This window comes from Methanosarcina soligelidi (assembly GCF_000744315.1).
GTDB classification, from domain to species: domain Archaea; phylum Halobacteriota; class Methanosarcinia; order Methanosarcinales; family Methanosarcinaceae; genus Methanosarcina; species Methanosarcina mazei.
Window position 1 is genome coordinate 3,791,340 of sequence record NZ_JQLR01000001.1, and the last position, 18,066, is coordinate 3,809,405.

The following is an 18,066-nucleotide window of genomic DNA, read 5'->3' on the forward strand; positions in this document are numbered from 1 at the left end:
ATCCTACCTGATATAAAGCAGACACTTCATTCAGTTCATTAAAGCTATCTCAGGGCAGAAACTGTCTTTATGGGCCTGAAAACCGCTTGAAAAAAGCTGAAAAATACAGATAATATTCTAATCATGTTCGAAAAAACAGCAGAAACTTACTTTATATTTTAGAAGAGAAAATCACTGCTTTTTATATATATTTTTCTCCTTTTGTTGAACCGCTTTTCATTTGTATATTATATACAATGTCTTTAAAGAGTCATTTTGTATAAATATAGTTTTATATATTAATCCATCAGGTTTTGAAGGGAATGTATAAATTCTAAAAAATGTTTTTTAACTCTATGAAAGCTATTATCCTCGCAGCAGGGGAAGGACTGCGCTGCAGGCCTCTTACACTTACTCGTTCCAAAGTAATGCTTCCTGTAGCTAACAGGCCCATTCTGGAACATGTCATATCTTCGCTTGAAAAAAACGAAATCAAAGAGATCATCCTGGTTGTCGGGTATGAAAAAGAGCGCATCATGAACTATTTTGAAGACGGGCTTAATTTCGGGGTAAACATATCATATGTGGAGCAAAAGGCCCAGCTTGGAACAGCTCATGCAATTGAGCAGGCGAAAAAACTGATAGGGCCCGAAGATTCCGAATTTCTTGTTTTGAACGGGGACAACCTTGTAGAGCCTAAAACCATCGCCGACCTCCTTAATAACTATGAAGGTGATGCAAGCCTCTTAACCGTAAGAATGGAAGATACGGCAGGTTATGGAGTGGTATTGAAAGAAAAGAAGAAAGTTACCCAGATTCTGGAAAAAAGGCCCGGAGGCTTAAGCCGCCTTGTAAATACAGGAATTTATATTTTTACGCCGCAGGTCTTTGAAACCATTGAAAAGACCCCAATATCCGAAAACGGAGAATATGCAATAACCGACACTCTCCAGCTTATGATCGATGAGGGGAAAATGGTTACTTCAATCCCTACAGAATCAAAATGGCTGGACGCGGTTCACTCGTGGGACCTCCTGAAAGCGAATGCAACCGTATTAAATGCCTCCAAAAACCTGAAGCAGGAAGGAGAGCTCGAAGAAGGAGTAATAATCCGCGGAAATGTCGCAATAGGGAAAAACACAATAATTCGTTCCGGAACCTATATTGTAGGTCCCGTTGTAATCGGGGAAAACTGTGATATAGGACCTAACGTAGTAATTTTGCCCTCCACTACTATAGGAGACAACGTGTCCATAAGGTCCTTTACCGAAATACAGAACAGCATCATAATGAATGACTGCAGGATTTCTTCCCATGGACAGATTTCAAATTCTATAATTGGAAGCAATAATACACTTGGCCCAGGTTTTACCGCAGAGGAAAAGGAAAACCTTGAGATAAACATAAACTGCAAGGTCCATAAAGCCCCAAAGCTCGGCACTATACTCGGGGACGACAACCGCATAGGAGGCAGAGTGCTTGTTAAAGCCGGAGTAATGATAGCGGTAAACTGTCAGGTAGAGTCCGGAAATACAATTTACAGAGACCTGTCCCGTGATTCGGTGGTCCTCTAAGCTCGTAAGAAGGAGATAAAAAATGTGTGGAATTGTAGGGTATGCAGGGCGAAATGCTGCTGCGCCGGTTATAATAGAATCTCTTAAAAAACTCGAATACAGGGGATATGACTCCGCAGGGGTTACTGTCCTTGGAAGCGGAGTTGAGACATACAAAGCAGTGGGAAAAATCATAAATCTTGAATCGGAAATTCCGAAAAACCTGAAAGGAGCTATCGGGATAGGACATACTCGCTGGGCAACTCACGGCCGCCCAAGTACGGAAAATGCCCATCCCCATAATTCGGGAGGAAACCCTGTAAAAATCTCACTTGTACATAACGGGATTATTGAGAATTACATGGCGCTAAAAGAGCGGCTTATCGGAGAAGGTTATGAATTCAAATCCGAAACCGATACCGAAGTTATCGCACATCTTCTGCACAAACACATATATGGAAGCCCGGATGGAAAAGAAGCCCGGAATAATCTTCTTGCAGGGCTCAGGGAAGCTTTAAAAGAGATTGAAGGGTCATATGCCCTTGCAGTAATCTCTGCGGACGAGCAGGGAAAAATTGTTCTTGCCCGCAAGGATAGCCCTCTGGTTATAGGGCTCGGGAAAGGGGAAAATTTTGCTGCATCTGATGTGACTGCTTTTCTGATTCATACCAGAGACGTAATCTTTGTCGATGACTTTGAGACCGCAGTCCTGACACCTGACAGCGTGGAGATATTTGACAGGGAAGGAAAACTCAAAGAAAAGAAGATAGAAAAAATAGAGTGGGACTTTGAAGCTGCGGAAAAAGCAGGTTATGAACATTTCATGCTTAAAGAAATCCATGAGCAGGTCAGCGCAATCCACAATACCCTGGCAGGAAAGGTCTCGGAGCTTGAAGGAGCCATATACTTAAAGGAGCTGAACCTCAATGATGACGAAATAAAGAAACTGTCAAGGGTTCAGATTCTCGCCTGCGGGACTTCCTGGCACGCAGGCTTGCTGGGAAAATACCTTTTTGAACAGCTGGCAGGAATTCACTGCGATATTGACATCTGCTCCGAATACAGGTATAGAAACCCTGTTATGCATGAAGGGACCCTCGCAATTGCTATTACCCAGTCAGGAGAGACTGCAGACACACTTGCAGCTGTTCGGGAAATCATGTCTTACAACTGCCCCACCCTTGCAATCACAAATGTGGTGGGAAGCACAATAACAAGAGAAGCAAACAGTGTTCTCTATACCCGGGCAGGTCCAGAGATAGGGGTTGCTGCCACGAAGACTTTCAGTACCCAGCTTATCCTCCTTTATCTCCTCGCTGTAAAATTCGCTCTCGTCAGGGGCAAACTCAGTCCTGACTACGTGAAAAGTTTTATTACGGAAATCAGAAAGGTCCCGGGGGAGATCCAGCAGATCCTCAACCAGAAAGAAGTGATAAGGGAATGTGCTGAGAACTTTGCCTGTTCAAAGAGCTATTTCTTCCTTGGAAGGCACCTGAGCTACCCCATAGCACTCGAAGGAGCCCTGAAGCTCAAAGAGATCTCATATGTACATGCCGAAGGCTTTGCTGCAGGGGAACTGAAACACGGCCCTATTGCCCTGCTTGACGAAGGGGCTCCTGTGGTTGCGATTGCCACGAAAGGGCAGACTTATGAGAAGATGCTCAGTAATATAAAAGAAGTGAAAGCCAGGGACGCGTATGTAATAGCAGTTGCCAATATCAATGATACTGAAATAGGAAAATATGCTGACGTTGTCCTGAGAGTTCCCTCGTGTGACGAACTTCTGGCTCCCCTTTTGAGTGTTGTCGTACTTCAGTTGCTTGCTTATTACACTGCTCTTGCCAGGGACTGCGCTATTGACAAGCCCCGTAACCTTGCAAAGAGTGTAACTGTAGAATAAATACACCACTATTAAATGATCGGTTAATTAAACCATAAACAAGCTTTCAGAAAAAATAGAACTTCAGGAAATATGGAGTGGGATTTATGAAACTCTTCGGATCTTCAGGAATTAGAGGTATAGTCAATACGGAAGTTACGCCCGAACTTGCACTGAAGGTGGGACTTGTGCTCGGAAGCCGGAAAAAGACTGCTGTAATAGGGAGAGACCCAAGGGTTTCGGCTCCCATGATAGAGCACGCCCTTGTTGCAGGGCTGACCGCGGCAGGCTGTAACGTAACAAAAGCAGGCATGGTAACCACTCCCACCCTTGCTTATGCAGCCAGGAAATACGAGTGTGGTGTAATGGTTACAGCTTCCCACAACCCCTCGGAGTATGTTGGGATAAAGCTGTGGAACCCTGATGGGATGGCTTTTGATTCAGCCCAGCAGGAAGAGATTGAAGAAGCTATAGAAAAGGAAAACTTTTCCCGGGTTACCTGGGACTTAATAGGTAAAATTGCTGAAGACGAGAATGCCATCATAGACCACATGGACATGATTGAGGGTCTTGTAGGAAAGTCTAAGCTGCGTGTGGTTCTTGACTGCGGGTGCGGGGCTGGGAGTACAATCACCCCTTATCTCCTCCAGGAACTCGGCTGCGAGATAATAACCCTGAATTCCCAGCCTGACGGGCATTTCCCGGCAAGAAACCCCGAGCCAAATGACCAGAATCTTTCCCTGCTTAAAAAAGCAGTTGTGGCATTCGGAGCTGACCTTGGGATAGCTCACGATGGCGACGCAGACAGGATGATGGCAGTGGACGAAAAAGGCAATTTCGTTTCCGGAGACGAACTGCTTGCAATATTCGGGCGTTTTGAGTGCGGGGACAAAAAAGGGTCGGTTGTTGTGCCTGTGGATACCTCTCTTATGGTAGACGATTACCTTGAAGGCTCGGAAATCATAAGGACGAGAGTAGGGGACGTTTATGTCGCAGAGGGCATAAAGCAGTGCAAAGCAATCTACGGTGGAGAGCCCTCCGGAAGCTGGATTTTCCCGAAGATCTCTTACTGCCCGGATGGGATCTATGCAGCTGCAAAACTTGTTGAAATTGTCAATGAAAAGAAATTAAGTGAATTAAGGGCAGAACTTCCGGTCTATGCCACAAAGAGAGGCGCTTTACCCTGTGCAAACGAAAAGAAAGCCGAGTTTATGAAACGGGCAAAATCAAAACTGGAACCTCTTGGAAAAGTCCTTGACATTGACGGTATCCGCGTTGAACTTGAAAACGGCTGGGTACTTGTCCGGCCTTCAGGCACAGAAGCAAAAGTCAGGATTACTGCAGAAGCCCGGGAAAATGTGGATGGGATCTATGAGATGGCAGAAAAAATAGTGAAGGAGGCGCTTAAATGAAAGCTGTTGTCCTTGTGGCAGGAAAAGGCACAAGGATGGAACCTCTTACTTCCGACTGCCCGAAGGTGATGCTTCAGGTAGCAAACAAACCCGTACTCGAACATATCCTTGATTCGGCTGTTGAAGCAGGCATTGAAGGTTTTGTCTTCATTACAGGATACCTGGAAGATCAGATAAAAACTCACTTCGGGGACGGAAGCAGATGGGGAGTGAGCATTGAGTACGTGCAGCAGAAAGAGCAGTTAGGGACTGCAAATGCTATAGGCTATGCCAGAGGGCACGTTGAAGGAGCATTCCTTGTGCTTAACGGAGACATGCTCATAGAAAAATCTGATTTAAAATCCCTGCTTGAAAGAAAAGAGGAAGCTGTTATCTGCGTAAAAGAGGTAGAAAATCCCTCGGATTTCGGAGTGCTTGAAACTGAAGGAGAGAGAGTAATCAGGATAATTGAAAAGCCAAAAAACCCCCCAACAAAGCTTGCAAACGCCGGAATTTATCTCTTCCGGGAGTCAATTTTTGGCTTTATTGACAGGACAGAGCTTTCTGTAAGAAAAGAACTTGAAATAACAGACTCCATCCAGATGCTGATCGACAGTGGAGCGCCTGCAGGTTACAGCCTTCTCGGAGACAGCTGGATTGACATAGGTTACCCCTGGGACCTCCTGAAAGCAAACGAGCACCTCTTAAAAACCCTGAAAGGATACTGCCGGGGTAATGTTGAACCAAACGTTACTTTAAGAGGGGAGGTCGCTATAGGAAAAGGCTCACTTATCCGGAGCGGGGCTTATATCGAAGGACCTGTGGTAATAGGAGATTACTGCGATATAGGGCCTAACTGCTTTATCCGCCCATCAACAGCAATAGGCAACAAAGTAAGGATAGGGAATGCCGTTGAGGTAAAAAATACAATTGTTATGGAAGGCACTCATATTGGTCACCTGAGTTATGTGGGTGATAGTGTTATAGGGCGCCGCTGTAATTTTGGAGCCGGCACGAAAGTTGCAAACCTCCGCCACGACGGAAAGAACATAAAAGTAATGCTGAAAGGAAGGATTATAGATTCGGGCAGGCGAAAACTCGGTGTGATAATGGGGGATGATGTGCATACAGGCATCAATACAAGCATAAATATTGGGGTCGTAATGGGAAAAGGGAGAGCCACAGTTCCCGGAGAAGTGGTCAAGCACTGAGAATCCGATAAAAAGATATAAAAAAGGAGTTTCGAAAACTCCCTCTTTTTCTCTTACAGGTTAAGGAGGGAAATTTCCTGTATTAATTTTTGAAGTTTATTTCGTTTTTGAGTTTAGTCCGTGAACCGGTTTTATATACTGATTTGACTTTTTGAAACTCATAAATATATTGTCCGCTTACGAATATAGCTGCTTTATGCTCCAGAGCACGGTTTTTCGGAAAAAACCTTCTATTTCTACCTTAAGCGATCCGTCGTTCATTTTTTCTACAGATTTTCTCAACCGGTCATCCGAATTAAGGATCTCTCTTATTGTGTCTTCATCGGATTCAACGGTTATGGTAGGACCGAACTTAGAATTAGGATCGTTAGGAGTATCATATCTGTAAAAGTCTCCTACTTTTCCACCGTTCATAAGTAAGGTTACATAGAGCATCTCACCATTGTTGAGCTTGATTCTCCCGGCAATCTCTTCACTTCCAACCAGCCTTTGAACAAGCGAGGGCACATTATCAAAGTTCTCGTTGTAAAGCTCCATCTGCGCGCTTAATTCGGAATAAAGATCGTTCTCTGCACTGGAATTAACAGAAGTTTTAAAGGTGCTGGCAGGTTTAACATCACCGGCACTGGAAGCTACCCCTGCCGAAGAAACAAGCAAAAGCATAACCAGAAATAAACTCAGGATTCTATTTTTACTGCAAGAAATCATAACTGAAAATAAGAGTCCTGAATATAAAAAAGTTCTCAATAGACAGAAACGTTCAAAAAAAGTAAGATAGCAGAGGATGAAATTCCGGATAATGTATAATAGGCAGTACAAATATTTTTAAAAATAATTGGCTTCCGGGTATGCAAGAACTGAAAAAGAGAAAAAAATGGAAGAAAAAATAGAAGGAAAAGTGGAAAAAAATAGAAGGAAAAGTGGAAAAAAATAGAAGGAAAAGTGGAAAAAAATAGAAGGAAAAGTGGAAAAAAATGGAAGAAAAAATAGAAGAAAAATAAAAACTTACCGGGATAAGTGCTATCCAGCGGCAAGGTTTAAAGTTTAAGAGATGGTCTGAATATTTCAGAACAGTACTTGTCGAAAACCTGATCCTCAACCTGTTCACAGATTTTTTTATAATTTTTCGACTTTGGGTCGTGCTTGCTCATACTCTTTTTGACTTCAGCGTTCATTTTGTCAAGAGTTTTCTGGTCGAAACCTTCCGTATTCTCCATAGTAAACATACAAATCATACTCTGGAAGCAACTTAGATGCTTAACTTTTTTTACGTTGTTTAACTTTCTACATTAATACGATACAATACAAATGTGTTAATCAGATAATATACTGATAATTAATTATCAGCTTTCACTATTATAGAAAATAGTTTCAATTTGATAATTAAAAGATTTATATTATTGCCCTAATATATTAGCTTTCCCTTTGGTTTATTTCATCATACATTAAACGAATAAATCAGGAAATTTGCAAAGAACTCTTTATGAAAGCCTTTTTACTCAAACAGCTAATTAATAAGGCCTGCATAATCATTTATCCAGTCGGGTTCTAAACAATAAGTTCTTTATTCGTACTCCTATAAATATTTTACATCAACGTGATATCATTCAGGATTCACATCTGTAGATTAAATATCTGAATATATAATGTTTACCTGAATTTCAATGATAGTTTACAGATATAACATAAAGAATACAGTAACTTTACAGGTCATAAGGATACGGTAACTTTACAGATCATAAAGAATACAATAACATCACAGAAGTAGTAGCAAAAAAAACAGTTCACCAGAAAAACAGTTCACCGGGAAGAAACATTTACCAGGAAAAAACATTTTTGAACAAAGAATATTTTTTTATATAGAGTTAGGAGAAGGCTTTCGCAATCGAATCCAGGGGCAGGATCATGGGTTAATTTTATTAGCCCTTCATGTCAGTATAGGATATAGAAAAGTATTCGAGTTGATAACAAAGTGCGACCAGTCTCACAACGAGTGAATGCGAAAAAGACTCATGAAAACAATACCGAATTTACGAAGTCCACATCCGAACTTCTTATCCTGAAACCTGAAGGATACCCCCTGAGCGGGATGATGGAAGAGTATCCGGTTATTGAAAACAGGGATGTATTTGAGTTCTATGCACGGGAACAGTGGAGCGGATATGTCGCCCGCAAAGGGGACTATCTCTTTGACAGGAGAATGTTCCCTGACTTTGCATACCGCATTATAGATGTGGAACCCGCAGAATCCATGATAGGCAGCTCAACTTCAATTATAGTAACCGAAGAGGAAAGCGGAATTCCTTCTTCCTCAGAGATTAAAGGCGATGTCATATTTGAAGATGTCATAGGGCAGGAACTTGCAAAGCAGAAATGCAGGCTGATCGAACGCTTCCTTGAAGAGCCCGAACGATTCGGAAAATGGGCGCCAAGAAACATCCTGTTTTTCGGACCCTCCGGAACGGGAAAAACCATGCTTGCAAAAGCCCTCGCAAACAAAACCGATGTTCCGCTCATTCCTGTCAAAGCCACCCAGCTGATAGGAGAATATGTGGGAGACGGAGCCCGCCAGATCCATCAGCTGTATGACAGGGCAGAGGAGATGGCTCCCTGCATAATTTTCATTGATGAGCTTGATGCAATAGCCCTTGACAGAAGGTTTCAGGAGCTCAGAGGGGATGTCAGCGAAATTGTAAATGCCCTCCTGACAGAAATGGATGGGATTATCGAACGCGACGGAGTCTGTACCATCTGTTCGACAAACCGGATAAATTCCCTGGACTCTGCAGTAAGGAGCAGGTTTGAAGAGGAAATAGAGTTTGTCCTTCCGGGAGAAGAAGAAATCGTCCATATACTGGAATCAAATGTGAAAACTTTCCCTCTGGGTGTCGAAGAGTGTGATTTTCAGGCACTCGCAAAGAAAGCGAAAGGGCTTTCCGGAAGGGATATTGTCGAGAAAATCCTTAAAACCGCCCTGCACCAGACAATTATCGAAGACAGGGAAATTGTCACCGGCAAAGACTTTGAAAAAGCCCTTGCAAGACTGGGCAGGAAAGATTTCATGCCGGACCCGACCCACCTGTACGTATAACCTGTACGTATAAATTAAAGAGAAGTGTCCTCTATTTCTTTTTATAAAAAGTTTCAAACACCTCTCTTATATTTTATTTTTTTCAGACACCTCTCTTATGTATTATTTTTTATAAAATTTAAAAAAATTAAAGATACTTTTTCCGTTGAATCCTCTGGGATAGTTTTATGTATGGAGATCATTATTTTCTATCAGAAACCATATTTCAGTAAAGTCTTAACGATATCCGAAACAAGATTTAAAAGGGATTCCCATGAGTGAAATACGTGAAGTCGACCGTTTTGAGTGCAGTGTTATAAGTGTGATCAAGAATCTGGCCTGGAAAGGTGTGACAGTTGAAGAAAAAGGCACACAAGGAAGGGTGTACTTCGGAAGGGTTAACGGGGATATTGAAATAAACCCTGGAGACACATTTTATCTTGGAATCAGGCCGATTTATGAAATAGAAGATAAGACCATGAGAGTTACACTCTACAACTCTGAAGACAAACCGCTTGACTGGACACTTGTTTGAACAGGTGATGGTAAAGCCGGGAAGTAATCCGGATAAAATAAAGATTCTTTCTACAGGTTTGTTTCCTGAAGAGAGATTTAATCTACTTTTTAAACCTGGAATCGACTTTTTAAATCATATACCTTAAATCCTGTAACCTATTTTTTAAATCCTGTACCTTAAATCCTGTAACCCATTTTTTAAACCTGGAATCTACTTTTTAAATCCTGTAACCTGAATCTCAATCTTTGTTTCTAAAAATTAAATTATTAATATCCTCAGCAGTGGACTCAATCAGGTCTGTAAGGGACTTCAAGTTCCATCAGGTCTTCGGCTACAATAACATTTTCAAATACTTTTCTCGAATCATTCAGGATAGGTCCCACATCATCAGTATAACGTGAACTGATATGGGTAAGGACAAGTTGCCTGACTCCGGCTTCTTTAGCGAGAGATGCAACCTCGCCTGCTGTCGAATGCATGGATTCTTCCGCCCAGCCTGCCATCTCGTCTGCAAAACTGCCATCATGAATCAGGACATCAGCATCCCTGCTGGCTTCGAGCACTGCTTCACAGGGCCGGGTGTCTCCTGAGTATACAACCGTCCTTCCGGGCCTTGGAGCTCCCACAACTTCTTCGGGCTTTACAAGCTTTCCATTTACTTCTACAGGGTTGCCTTTCTGCAGTTTCGCAAAAAGAGGTCCAGGAAGAACTCCAAGCTCTACTGCCTTTTCCCTGTTGAAACGTCCGGGCCTGGGGTTTTCAATAAGAGAATACCCGAGGCTCGGAGTGCTGTGTTCGGTCTTCAGAGCACGGACCACATAATTTTTTCCTTCCACAATGTCCCCAGGACTCAGTTCGACACCTCTGACTTCGTATTTAAGGTTGCAATATCCAAGGACCTTAAAAACCTCGGTGAACTCCTTTGTCCCTTCAGGTCCGTAAATCGTCAGCGGCTCTTTCCTGCCGAGGAAAGACATTGTTTGAATAAGGCCGGGAATCCCGAGGAAATGGTCAGCATGAAAATGGCTGACAAAAATAGAAGACAGGCTCATCATTCCTGTCTTTGCCCTCATCATCTGCTGCTGGGTTCCTTCACCACAGTCAAAGAGGAGGAGCTCCCCTTTCAGGTTGACAATCACTGCAGACGGGTTTCTGTTGCGGGTCGGGAGAGAGCCTCCAGTGCCGAGAAAAATAATGCGAAGCATGATGAACTCACTGATTTATGCTGAATACTGATGTGATGACCATTCATTTATGATAAAACGGCCATTTGTGATAAACTGGCTGGTAATAAAGGACTCATAATTACATCAGGGGTATTTATTGATTCCTGCCCATCTGCAGGTACTTTTTCAGTATACGCAGTGAACAGGTGTGATTGATATTGAATTACAAAAATATGAGATATAATATATAGAAGATATGTAATAAATCTGCATAAAGATGGGATACTATTTATTATAAAAGCTCTTTAAAACCTACAGATTTGCATTTCTGTTAACATCTCTTCTAAGAATCTTACCTTCCCCAGAAGCTGCCTGCTATGGAAAAATTCCATTCGGGTACGAATAATCTCCCTGGGTGTATATGAAGAGAATTATTCATCAAAGAAGAATCCATCACCAATTATAAATAAAGAAAAAAGGAACCGTTGTTACATGTCAGGAAATTACGGAAAAGTCTATCTTGTGGGTTCCGGTCCAGGTGACCCTGAGCTTCTTACCCTGAAAGCCCGCCGGCTGATCGACAGTGCTGAAGTCATAATCTATGACCAGCTTCCGGGAAAAACAATTTTAAGCTCAATGCCGGAAACCGCAGAAAAAATTGATGTAGGAAAATATGCGGGCAACCATACCATGACTCAGTCTGAGATCAACGATGTACTTGTGCGGAAAGCAAAAGAGGGCAAAATGGTAGTCCGCCTGAAAGGGGGAGACCCTTACGTTTTCGGAAGAGGAGGAGAGGAAGCCGAGGTACTTGTAGCAGAAGGTATAGAATTTGAAGTCGTGCCAGGGATCACTTCCGCAATCGCAGTGCCTGCCTACGCCGGAATTCCTGTAACCCACAGGGAAAGCACTTCAATGGTTACTTTCATAACCGGCCACGAAGACCCAACAAAGGAAGAAAGCGGACTCGACTGGAAGACTCTGGCAAAGTTTAACGGAACCATTGTAATCTTCATGGGCGTAAAGATGCTCAGGCGAAATGCAGAAGAGCTCATAAAGCACGGCAAAGACCCTGAAACCCCTGTGGCAGTCATTGAAAGGGGAACCCGGCCTGACCAGAGGGTAACCGTGGGCACCCTTGAAAATATCGCCGACCTGGCGGAAGAGAGAAAAGTAAAAGCCCCTGCCATCACAGTCGTAGGAGAGGTAGTTAACCTGCACGAAATTCTAGGGGAACAGCTTACAGGGGCTGAGTTTTAACTTGCTGAAGTGACAGGAGAAAGAAATATGGCAGAAGAGAAAATTCCCGTGCTTGCGATCATGAGGCCGGAAAGTTACCGCGAAAAATCCGAAGCTATTGCCAGGGACTATGGATTTGAGCCTTTATGTGTCCCGATGATAAAGCTTGAAGGCATAAAAGATGACGGTTTCGAGCCTTTTATTCAGAGGGTCATTGACGGGACTTCGGACTACGTTGTTTTCACAAGTGCAAACGGGATAACTTTCACACTGGATAAACTAACGGAAGATGAAAAGAAAAACTTCATCACAGCCCTTAAAAAAAGAAAAGTAATAGCAATCGGTCCCAACACGGAAAAAGAGCTTGTGAGAATAGGAATTGAGAACTCCTTCATGCCTGCGGATTACAGTTCCGAGGGAATCGTAGAAGCTCTCTGTCCTGAAGTGAAAGGAAAAACTGTTGACCTTGCAAGGAGCGCTTATGGGGCAAAACTCTTAATAGACGGCCTTGAAAAATGTGGGGCAACGGTTTACGAGACCCATGTATATACTCTCAGCATCCCTGAAGGAGCAGCCCAGAAAGAGCTCATAGAGCGCACCCTTTCGGGAGAGGTTGACGCCTTTGCCTTTACAAGCTCTATGATGGTCAGGGGATTTATGAAGCACGCAGAAAACCTGGGAGCTTCAGAAGCTGTAAAAGAAATTCTCAGCAGGGCTGTTGTGGGCGCAATTGGGACTCCGACAGGAAATACCCTGAAAAAACACGGGGTCAATGCAAACGTGATCCCTGATGAGTTCACCTTTGAAGCCCTTATAAAGGCTATGAAGAAAGAGTTCTGAAAAGTCGGTTCCAGAGCCGGTTAAAAATATTTCCAGTTAAAAAACAATATTTATTATAGTTCTGTGGAACAATCTGGTTCTGGAAAACAATCTCACTTTTAAGGATCAATATGATAGGAATTTCAAAACTTTACTGCGGAACCGTGGAACCTTCTGACGCCCTTCGTTATGGAAGGGACTCAAAGAAGCTCCCCTCTCACCTTCTGCAGTTTTCAAAAGATAAAAAGCCGGTTGTGGTCTGGAACATGACCCGCCGCTGCAACCTGAAGTGTGTCCACTGTTACGCTCAGGCAAAGGATGAAGAGTTCAAAAACGAGCTCTCAACAGAAGAAGGAAAAGCCCTTATCGATGACCTTGCAGCTTTTGGGTCCCCGGTTATGCTCTTTTCGGGTGGCGAGCCCACTATTCGAAAGGACCTGCCCGAACTTGCAGCCTATGCCCGCGAAAAAGGTATGAGAGCTGTAATCTCAACAAATGGCACCCTCATTGATAAGGACCTGGCAAAAAAGCTAAAGGAAGTCGGGCTTTCTTATGTGGGGATCTCGCTTGACGGCATAAGGGAGACTAACGATAAATTCAGGGGCATGTCTGGAGCTTTTGATGCGGCTCTCAGGGGCCTGTACAACTGCCAGGAAGAAGGCATAAAGGTAGGTCTTCGCTTTACAATCAACAAACAAAATGTAAAGGATATTCCTGCGATCTTTGACCTTCTTGAGAAAGAAAATATCCCCAGGATCTGCTTTTACCACCTTGTCTATGCCGGCAGGGGCTCGAAAATGGTGGATGAAGACCTCTCTCTTGAAGATTCCAGAAAGGCTGTTGACCTGATCATGCAAAGGACCAGGGAACTGCACGAAAAAGGCTTCCCTGCAGAAGTACTTACCGTGGACAACCACTGCGACGGCCCCTACATTTACCTGAAAATGCTGAAAGAAAACCCTGAAAGGGCTGCCGAAATTTTTGAGCTCCTTTCAATGAACCAGGGAAATTCCTCAGGAATAGGGATAGGATGCGTTTCCTGGGACGGTTCGGTCCACGCCGACCAGTTCTGGAGGCACTACTCCTTCGGAAATGTGCGGGAAAGACCTTTCAGCGAGATCTGGACCGACCTCAGTGACGAACTTATGGCAGGGCTCAAGTACAGGAAGCCCCTCATCCAGGCTAACGGAGACCGATGTGCAAAATGCAAATGGTTTGATGTATGCAACGGAAACTTCAGGGTAAGAGCCGAAGCAGTATACGGAAACGTATGGGCGGATGACCCGGCTTGCTATCTTACAAAAGAAGAAATAGGATACGATGAAGCCTGAAAACAATTCAGGCTTTATTAAATTTCAATGTTTCTTTTAAATTTCAATGTTCCTTAATTCCTGTTATTTTTTGAACTATACCATTCTGGTATGAATGTTTCAAATCCATCATACCATTTCAAAACGGTTTCGGCTTGCCTGAGCATTGTGTTGACTTCTTTCTATCCAAATTGAATTGCCCAGGGAATTGATGAAAGCTGGTTACTTGCAATATATAAAGCCATTAATCTGAAAAATAAAGCAGGTACATCGTGTTCAAAATATCCATTTATGCGTCCTGAAGCAAATGAGGCACTTATATCCGCACACCATGTAATACGGTTGAATTCTTCCCAGGGGTCACCATAATCAACTCTGTTAAAATCAATAATTCCCAGCTCTCCAGACTCTGTAATAATCATATTTCCGGCATGATAGTCACCATGTTGAAAACACTGAGGCCGATTATCCAGCAAATACCGGTTCTGTTCTATGTATTCAATTATCTTCTCTGCTCCCTTCAGACGAATCCCGCAAGCTTCATAAGCGGCAATATTTCTGTTTATTTTCCGATTAAACCGCTCCGACCATGAGATTTGATTTTTTGCCGTAGATACTTGATGTATTATTTTTAAGATTTCACCCGCTTTAACTCCAAACTGGTATTGCTCTTTTCTGTCAAGTCTCGGAAGAAGATATTCTGCATCCTTACCTTTAATCCAGGTTAGCAAAGAGTACACTGATTTTCCGTTATTACAAATTCCAAAATCAACCGGATGCGATATCAAAATATCAAGCTTATCAAGCTGTTTTATTGCTTCAAAGTCCCGTTTTCTGTTCTCGTATTGCGAGACGTCCGATACTCGGAGTAATAGTTCTCTGCCGTCTGTAGTTCGGACATAATATTTCTGATCATCTGACCACCCCCTGTTAATGGGCTCGACTTTTTGCCATTTACAGGAGTCAGGGATTTCATCAGGGAATTTAATCACGTTAACAGCTCTATGAATATTGTAACCTGTAGATTGCCGTTTATTAAGGTTAAAACTTTAGAGTTTTCTTTTATAAATAATCATTTATCATTCCGGATACGTATTTTCAGAGTAGAAAATAGGAAAAAATGGATAGTAAAGATCGAACTGAGCAGCTCGCCTTACAGAGCTTACCGGCAAAAACACACACCATAACATAGCTGGTCCGGCAATAACATAGCTGATGTCGGCGGGCCTGCTTTTGAAAGGTAGATAAAAACATTTATTGAAACACCAACAATAATATAAGATACACAGGCTATAGTATACTTCTGGCAGTATTGAAGATTTAAAACCGGAAAACAAGCTATGTAGCTGGTTATGTTTGATTTCATATGTTTTGATCATAATACCTTTTATTACTCCATCTTTCGAGATACTGAGGTTTATGCCGATCTGAATTTCATTAAATGCCTGTGTGGATGTCTGCTTTCATAATCAGGTAAGGTTTCATGCCCTGTATTTATCCACAATACTATCAAAATTCAGGATTATAATGATTTAAATTTAGAATTATAGACTTTAAGTTAGGATATGTAGCATAGACTTCAAGTTAGGAGATGTAACCGCTTAAGTCAGGAAATATAGCATAGACTTTAAGCTGGGAGATATAGCCGCTTAAGTTAGAGATGACTATGAAGCAAAAGACTGTCGATATTGTTTCTGGAAAAATGGGGGTAAGTTGAAGTGGCAAATAGCCATGTTAACACTTTAAACCCTGGAGACCCGTTCAGGGACTGGCTTGTAGAAGAGGTTGTTGCAAATAGGATTCGGGATAAAAAATGCTGTGTAAACGTTTTTAAATACAACTCTTCCCACACTGTTTGCAGGTATCAGTTTAAAGGGGAACATTTCAGCGTAATGGCAAAGTTCTTTGCCGAACCGACAGGCAAGCTGAAAGCATACAATCCCTATAAAGGCATGATGAACGAGTACAGGAACCTGAAAAAAGCAGCTTCGATAATAAATGTTGCAAAGCCTCTTGCAGTAAGAAAAGACTTCAATTGTGTCCTTGTAACCGAACACATACCCGGAAAATCTCTTGGCTGGTACCTTAAACGCGAAGAAGACCTTTACGGAAGGCTGTCTGCTGTGGCTCACATGCTCAGGAATCTACATGACAATACAAAGTCTTCTTACAATAAAGAAAATGAGTTCAGAAACTTTCATGATGTTCTGGACCACCTTAAACTTGATTACGGCACGAGAGAGACTTTCAATAAACTTCTGGGAGAATGGTGGTACAGTTCATTGCTCGACCGGGATCATGGCTGTATGGTCCACAGGGACGTTACTCCTTCAAATTATATTTTTTGCAAAGAAAAGCCCTATGCCATCGATTTTGAGAGCTCATGGTTTGAGGCACATCCCATAAGAGACCTCGGGGTCCTTACTGCAGAACTTAAGAATGAATTTGAATTGCACAAAGGGGGAGGCTGGAAAGCCGAGCCCTATATAGGAAACTTCCTCTGGGAGTACAGCCGCGGGGAAAAGGACTTTTACAGCATTACCGGAATTTTGCCTTTTTTCATGAGTATAGGGCTGCTCCGTTCCGCAAGGCTTCACCAGGGAGATTACAGGAATTACCTGATAAATGAAGCGCGTGAATGTCTGGGTGCAATTTATAGAGGGAATTAAGTAAAATAGGAAAGCTTTAAGATAGTAAACGAGATAGGAGACTGAAAGTAAAATCAAAGATATTGAAAACATCACAAGGGGGACATGGGAGGCAAGAACATTTCAAGGAATGATGAAGCTGATCCTAAAGGAGGCACTGTCACTTTTCTGGGCGATCCTTTAGAAGCCGGGGAAGATGTATTTGAGAGCTGCCAGATCAAAGGGGTTATTTTTGACTGCTACCAGACGCTTATTGATATCCATACCGAAGAACACAGAATCGAGACATATGAGACCGTAAGCTCATGGCTTGCCTACCATGGGGTAAAGATTAAGCCGGAAAAGCTCTGGGATACTTACATATTTAAGGTTGAAGAAAGGATGAAAGACTCAAAGGAGATATATCCCGAGATAAGAATTGAAGAAATCTTTGCCGAGATCTGCCAGGAAAACTCTATCTGGAAAATCGACGAAAAAAGCCTGGGAATTGAAACGTCAAGGGTCTTTCGGGCGGCTTCAATCCGAAAGCTGCGCCCCTTCCCTCAGAGCATAAAACTAATCGAGCAGTGCATAAACATCCCAAAGTGCATAATCTCCAACGGGCAAAGGGTCTTTTCCGAACTTGAACTGAGGTTCCTAGGGCTTTATGACTACTTCGATTTTGTAATATTCTCGTCAGATGTGGGATACAAAAAACCCGACCTCAGGCTTTTTATGACCGCCCTTAAAAGGATGGAACTCGAACTCGAACCCAAATGTGTTATGTCCCTAGGAGACTCTTACGAAAATGAGATCCTTCCGGCGAGAAAGCTCGGGATGCAGGCAATGACGATTGGAGAAGCCTGGAAACATTTCGGGATAACAGACTGAACCGGAATACCTGCCATGCAAAATACTTTTTTAACCCATTTTACCTGATCTCCTGGCTTCCAGGATTCTTTTTTGCCTGCCAGCTTTTTATTGTCTTTTTCTTTCTTTTTCCTCTTTTTTATTTTATCTCTCCTTCCCTTTCATCTCTTTTTATTTTCTCTCCTTCTCTTTTCTTCCTTTTACTCTAATTCTTATTTTTTAGAGAATTGCTTCTCTTCATAAAATGAGACATCGCAGAAGGAAAAATCTTGAAAATATCCCGATTAATCTGAAAAATATATAATTCCAGCATAAAATATAGATATTTGCACAACGACTATATACTAAAAAAGCCATAACAATATTTATAGAGAAAAGAATAGAAACAAAGTTCAATCTATAAAATAGAGCTAATAAAAACATATAAGAGGATGC

Annotated in this window: 15 protein-coding genes; 11 read left to right on the plus strand and 4 right to left on the minus strand. The window is 42.4% G+C overall.

Annotated elements, in window-relative coordinates:
- The first annotated feature begins 335 nt into the window (after positions 1 to 335).
- The 4 genes from glmU (M886_RS16185) (at position 336) to glmU (M886_RS16200) (ending at position 6,013) form a co-directional block, all read left to right on the plus strand.
- Positions 336 to 1,553 carry a bifunctional sugar-1-phosphate nucleotidylyltransferase/acetyltransferase gene (glmU, locus tag M886_RS16185; RefSeq protein WP_048038047.1) on the plus strand — a complete coding sequence of 406 codons (1,218 nt, stop codon included), beginning with the start codon at positions 336 to 338 and terminating at the stop codon, positions 1,551 to 1,553.
- Positions 1,554 to 1,575: 22 nt separating this feature from the next.
- Positions 1,576 to 3,432 (plus strand): glutamine--fructose-6-phosphate transaminase (isomerizing), encoded by a 1,857-nt coding sequence (gene glmS / locus M886_RS16190; protein WP_048051512.1) that lies wholly within the window; start codon positions 1,576 to 1,578, stop codon positions 3,430 to 3,432.
- 86 nt (positions 3,433 to 3,518) lie between these two features.
- The gene (glmM, locus tag M886_RS16195; protein ID WP_048051513.1) at positions 3,519 to 4,823 is read left to right on the plus strand and encodes a phosphoglucosamine mutase; all 1,305 of its coding nucleotides are present in this window, start codon (positions 3,519 to 3,521) and stop codon (positions 4,821 to 4,823) included.
- The gene (gene glmU, locus M886_RS16200) at positions 4,820 to 6,013 is read left to right on the plus strand and encodes a bifunctional sugar-1-phosphate nucleotidylyltransferase/acetyltransferase (RefSeq protein WP_048051514.1); all 1,194 of its coding nucleotides are present in this window, start codon (positions 4,820 to 4,822) and stop codon (positions 6,011 to 6,013) included. Before glmM ends, glmU (M886_RS16200) begins: the two co-directional genes overlap by 4 nt.
- Before the next feature lie 177 nt (positions 6,014 to 6,190).
- Here the strand turns inward: glmU (M886_RS16200) and M886_RS16205 are convergent, their stop codons facing one another.
- Both M886_RS16205 and M886_RS16210 read right to left on the minus strand, forming a co-directional pair.
- On the minus strand, positions 6,191 to 6,676 hold the full coding sequence (locus tag M886_RS16205) for a hypothetical protein (RefSeq protein ID WP_015411007.1): 486 nt from the start codon (positions 6,674 to 6,676) through the stop codon (positions 6,191 to 6,193).
- A 374-nt stretch (positions 6,677 to 7,050) separates the two neighbouring features.
- Positions 7,051 to 7,239 (minus strand): hypothetical protein, encoded by a 189-nt coding sequence (locus tag M886_RS16210; protein ID WP_048038048.1) that lies wholly within the window; start codon positions 7,237 to 7,239, stop codon positions 7,051 to 7,053.
- Positions 7,240 to 7,985: 746 nt separating this feature from the next.
- Between M886_RS16210 and M886_RS16215 the strand changes: the two genes are divergently transcribed.
- A complete protein-coding gene (locus tag M886_RS16215; protein ID WP_011032258.1) occupies positions 7,986 to 9,104 on the plus strand; it encodes an AAA family ATPase in 1,119 nt (372 codons plus the stop codon).
- Positions 9,105 to 9,357: 253 nt separating this feature from the next.
- On the plus strand, positions 9,358 to 9,618 hold the full coding sequence (locus M886_RS16220; protein WP_011032259.1) for a hypothetical protein: 261 nt from the start codon (positions 9,358 to 9,360) through the stop codon (positions 9,616 to 9,618).
- Between the two features lie 269 nt (positions 9,619 to 9,887).
- Here the strand turns inward: M886_RS16220 and rnz are convergent, their stop codons facing one another.
- The gene (rnz, locus tag M886_RS16225) at positions 9,888 to 10,805 is read right to left on the minus strand and encodes a ribonuclease Z (protein WP_011032260.1); all 918 of its coding nucleotides are present in this window, start codon (positions 10,803 to 10,805) and stop codon (positions 9,888 to 9,890) included.
- A 453-nt stretch (positions 10,806 to 11,258) separates the two neighbouring features.
- On the opposite strand from rnz, the gene cobA reads away from it, so the two are divergent.
- From cobA to ahbC, 3 genes are all read left to right on the plus strand, one after another.
- Entirely contained in the window at positions 11,259 to 12,026 is a 768-nt protein-coding gene (cobA, locus tag M886_RS16230; protein ID WP_011032261.1) for a uroporphyrinogen-III C-methyltransferase, read from the plus strand.
- 27 nt (positions 12,027 to 12,053) lie between these two features.
- Positions 12,054 to 12,845 carry a uroporphyrinogen-III synthase gene (locus M886_RS16235; protein ID WP_015411011.1) on the plus strand — a complete coding sequence of 264 codons (792 nt, stop codon included), beginning with the start codon at positions 12,054 to 12,056 and terminating at the stop codon, positions 12,843 to 12,845.
- Positions 12,846 to 12,955: 110 nt separating this feature from the next.
- Entirely contained in the window at positions 12,956 to 14,155 is a 1,200-nt protein-coding gene (ahbC, locus tag M886_RS16240) for a 12,18-didecarboxysiroheme deacetylase (protein ID WP_011032263.1), read from the plus strand.
- 161 nt (positions 14,156 to 14,316) lie between these two features.
- Here ahbC and M886_RS16245 read toward each other — a convergent pair whose 3' ends face one another.
- A complete protein-coding gene (locus tag M886_RS16245; RefSeq protein ID WP_011032264.1) occupies positions 14,317 to 15,126 on the minus strand; it encodes an aminoglycoside phosphotransferase family protein in 810 nt (269 codons plus the stop codon).
- A 726-nt stretch (positions 15,127 to 15,852) separates the two neighbouring features.
- Between M886_RS16245 and M886_RS16250 the strand changes: the two genes are divergently transcribed.
- Positions 15,853 to 16,803 (plus strand): phosphotransferase, encoded by a 951-nt coding sequence (locus M886_RS16250; protein ID WP_011032265.1) that lies wholly within the window; start codon positions 15,853 to 15,855, stop codon positions 16,801 to 16,803.
- A gap of 84 nt (positions 16,804 to 16,887) precedes the next feature.
- The gene (locus tag M886_RS16255) at positions 16,888 to 17,652 is read left to right on the plus strand and encodes an HAD family hydrolase (RefSeq protein WP_011032266.1); all 765 of its coding nucleotides are present in this window, start codon (positions 16,888 to 16,890) and stop codon (positions 17,650 to 17,652) included.
- Positions 17,653 to 18,066: the final 414 nt, after the last annotated feature.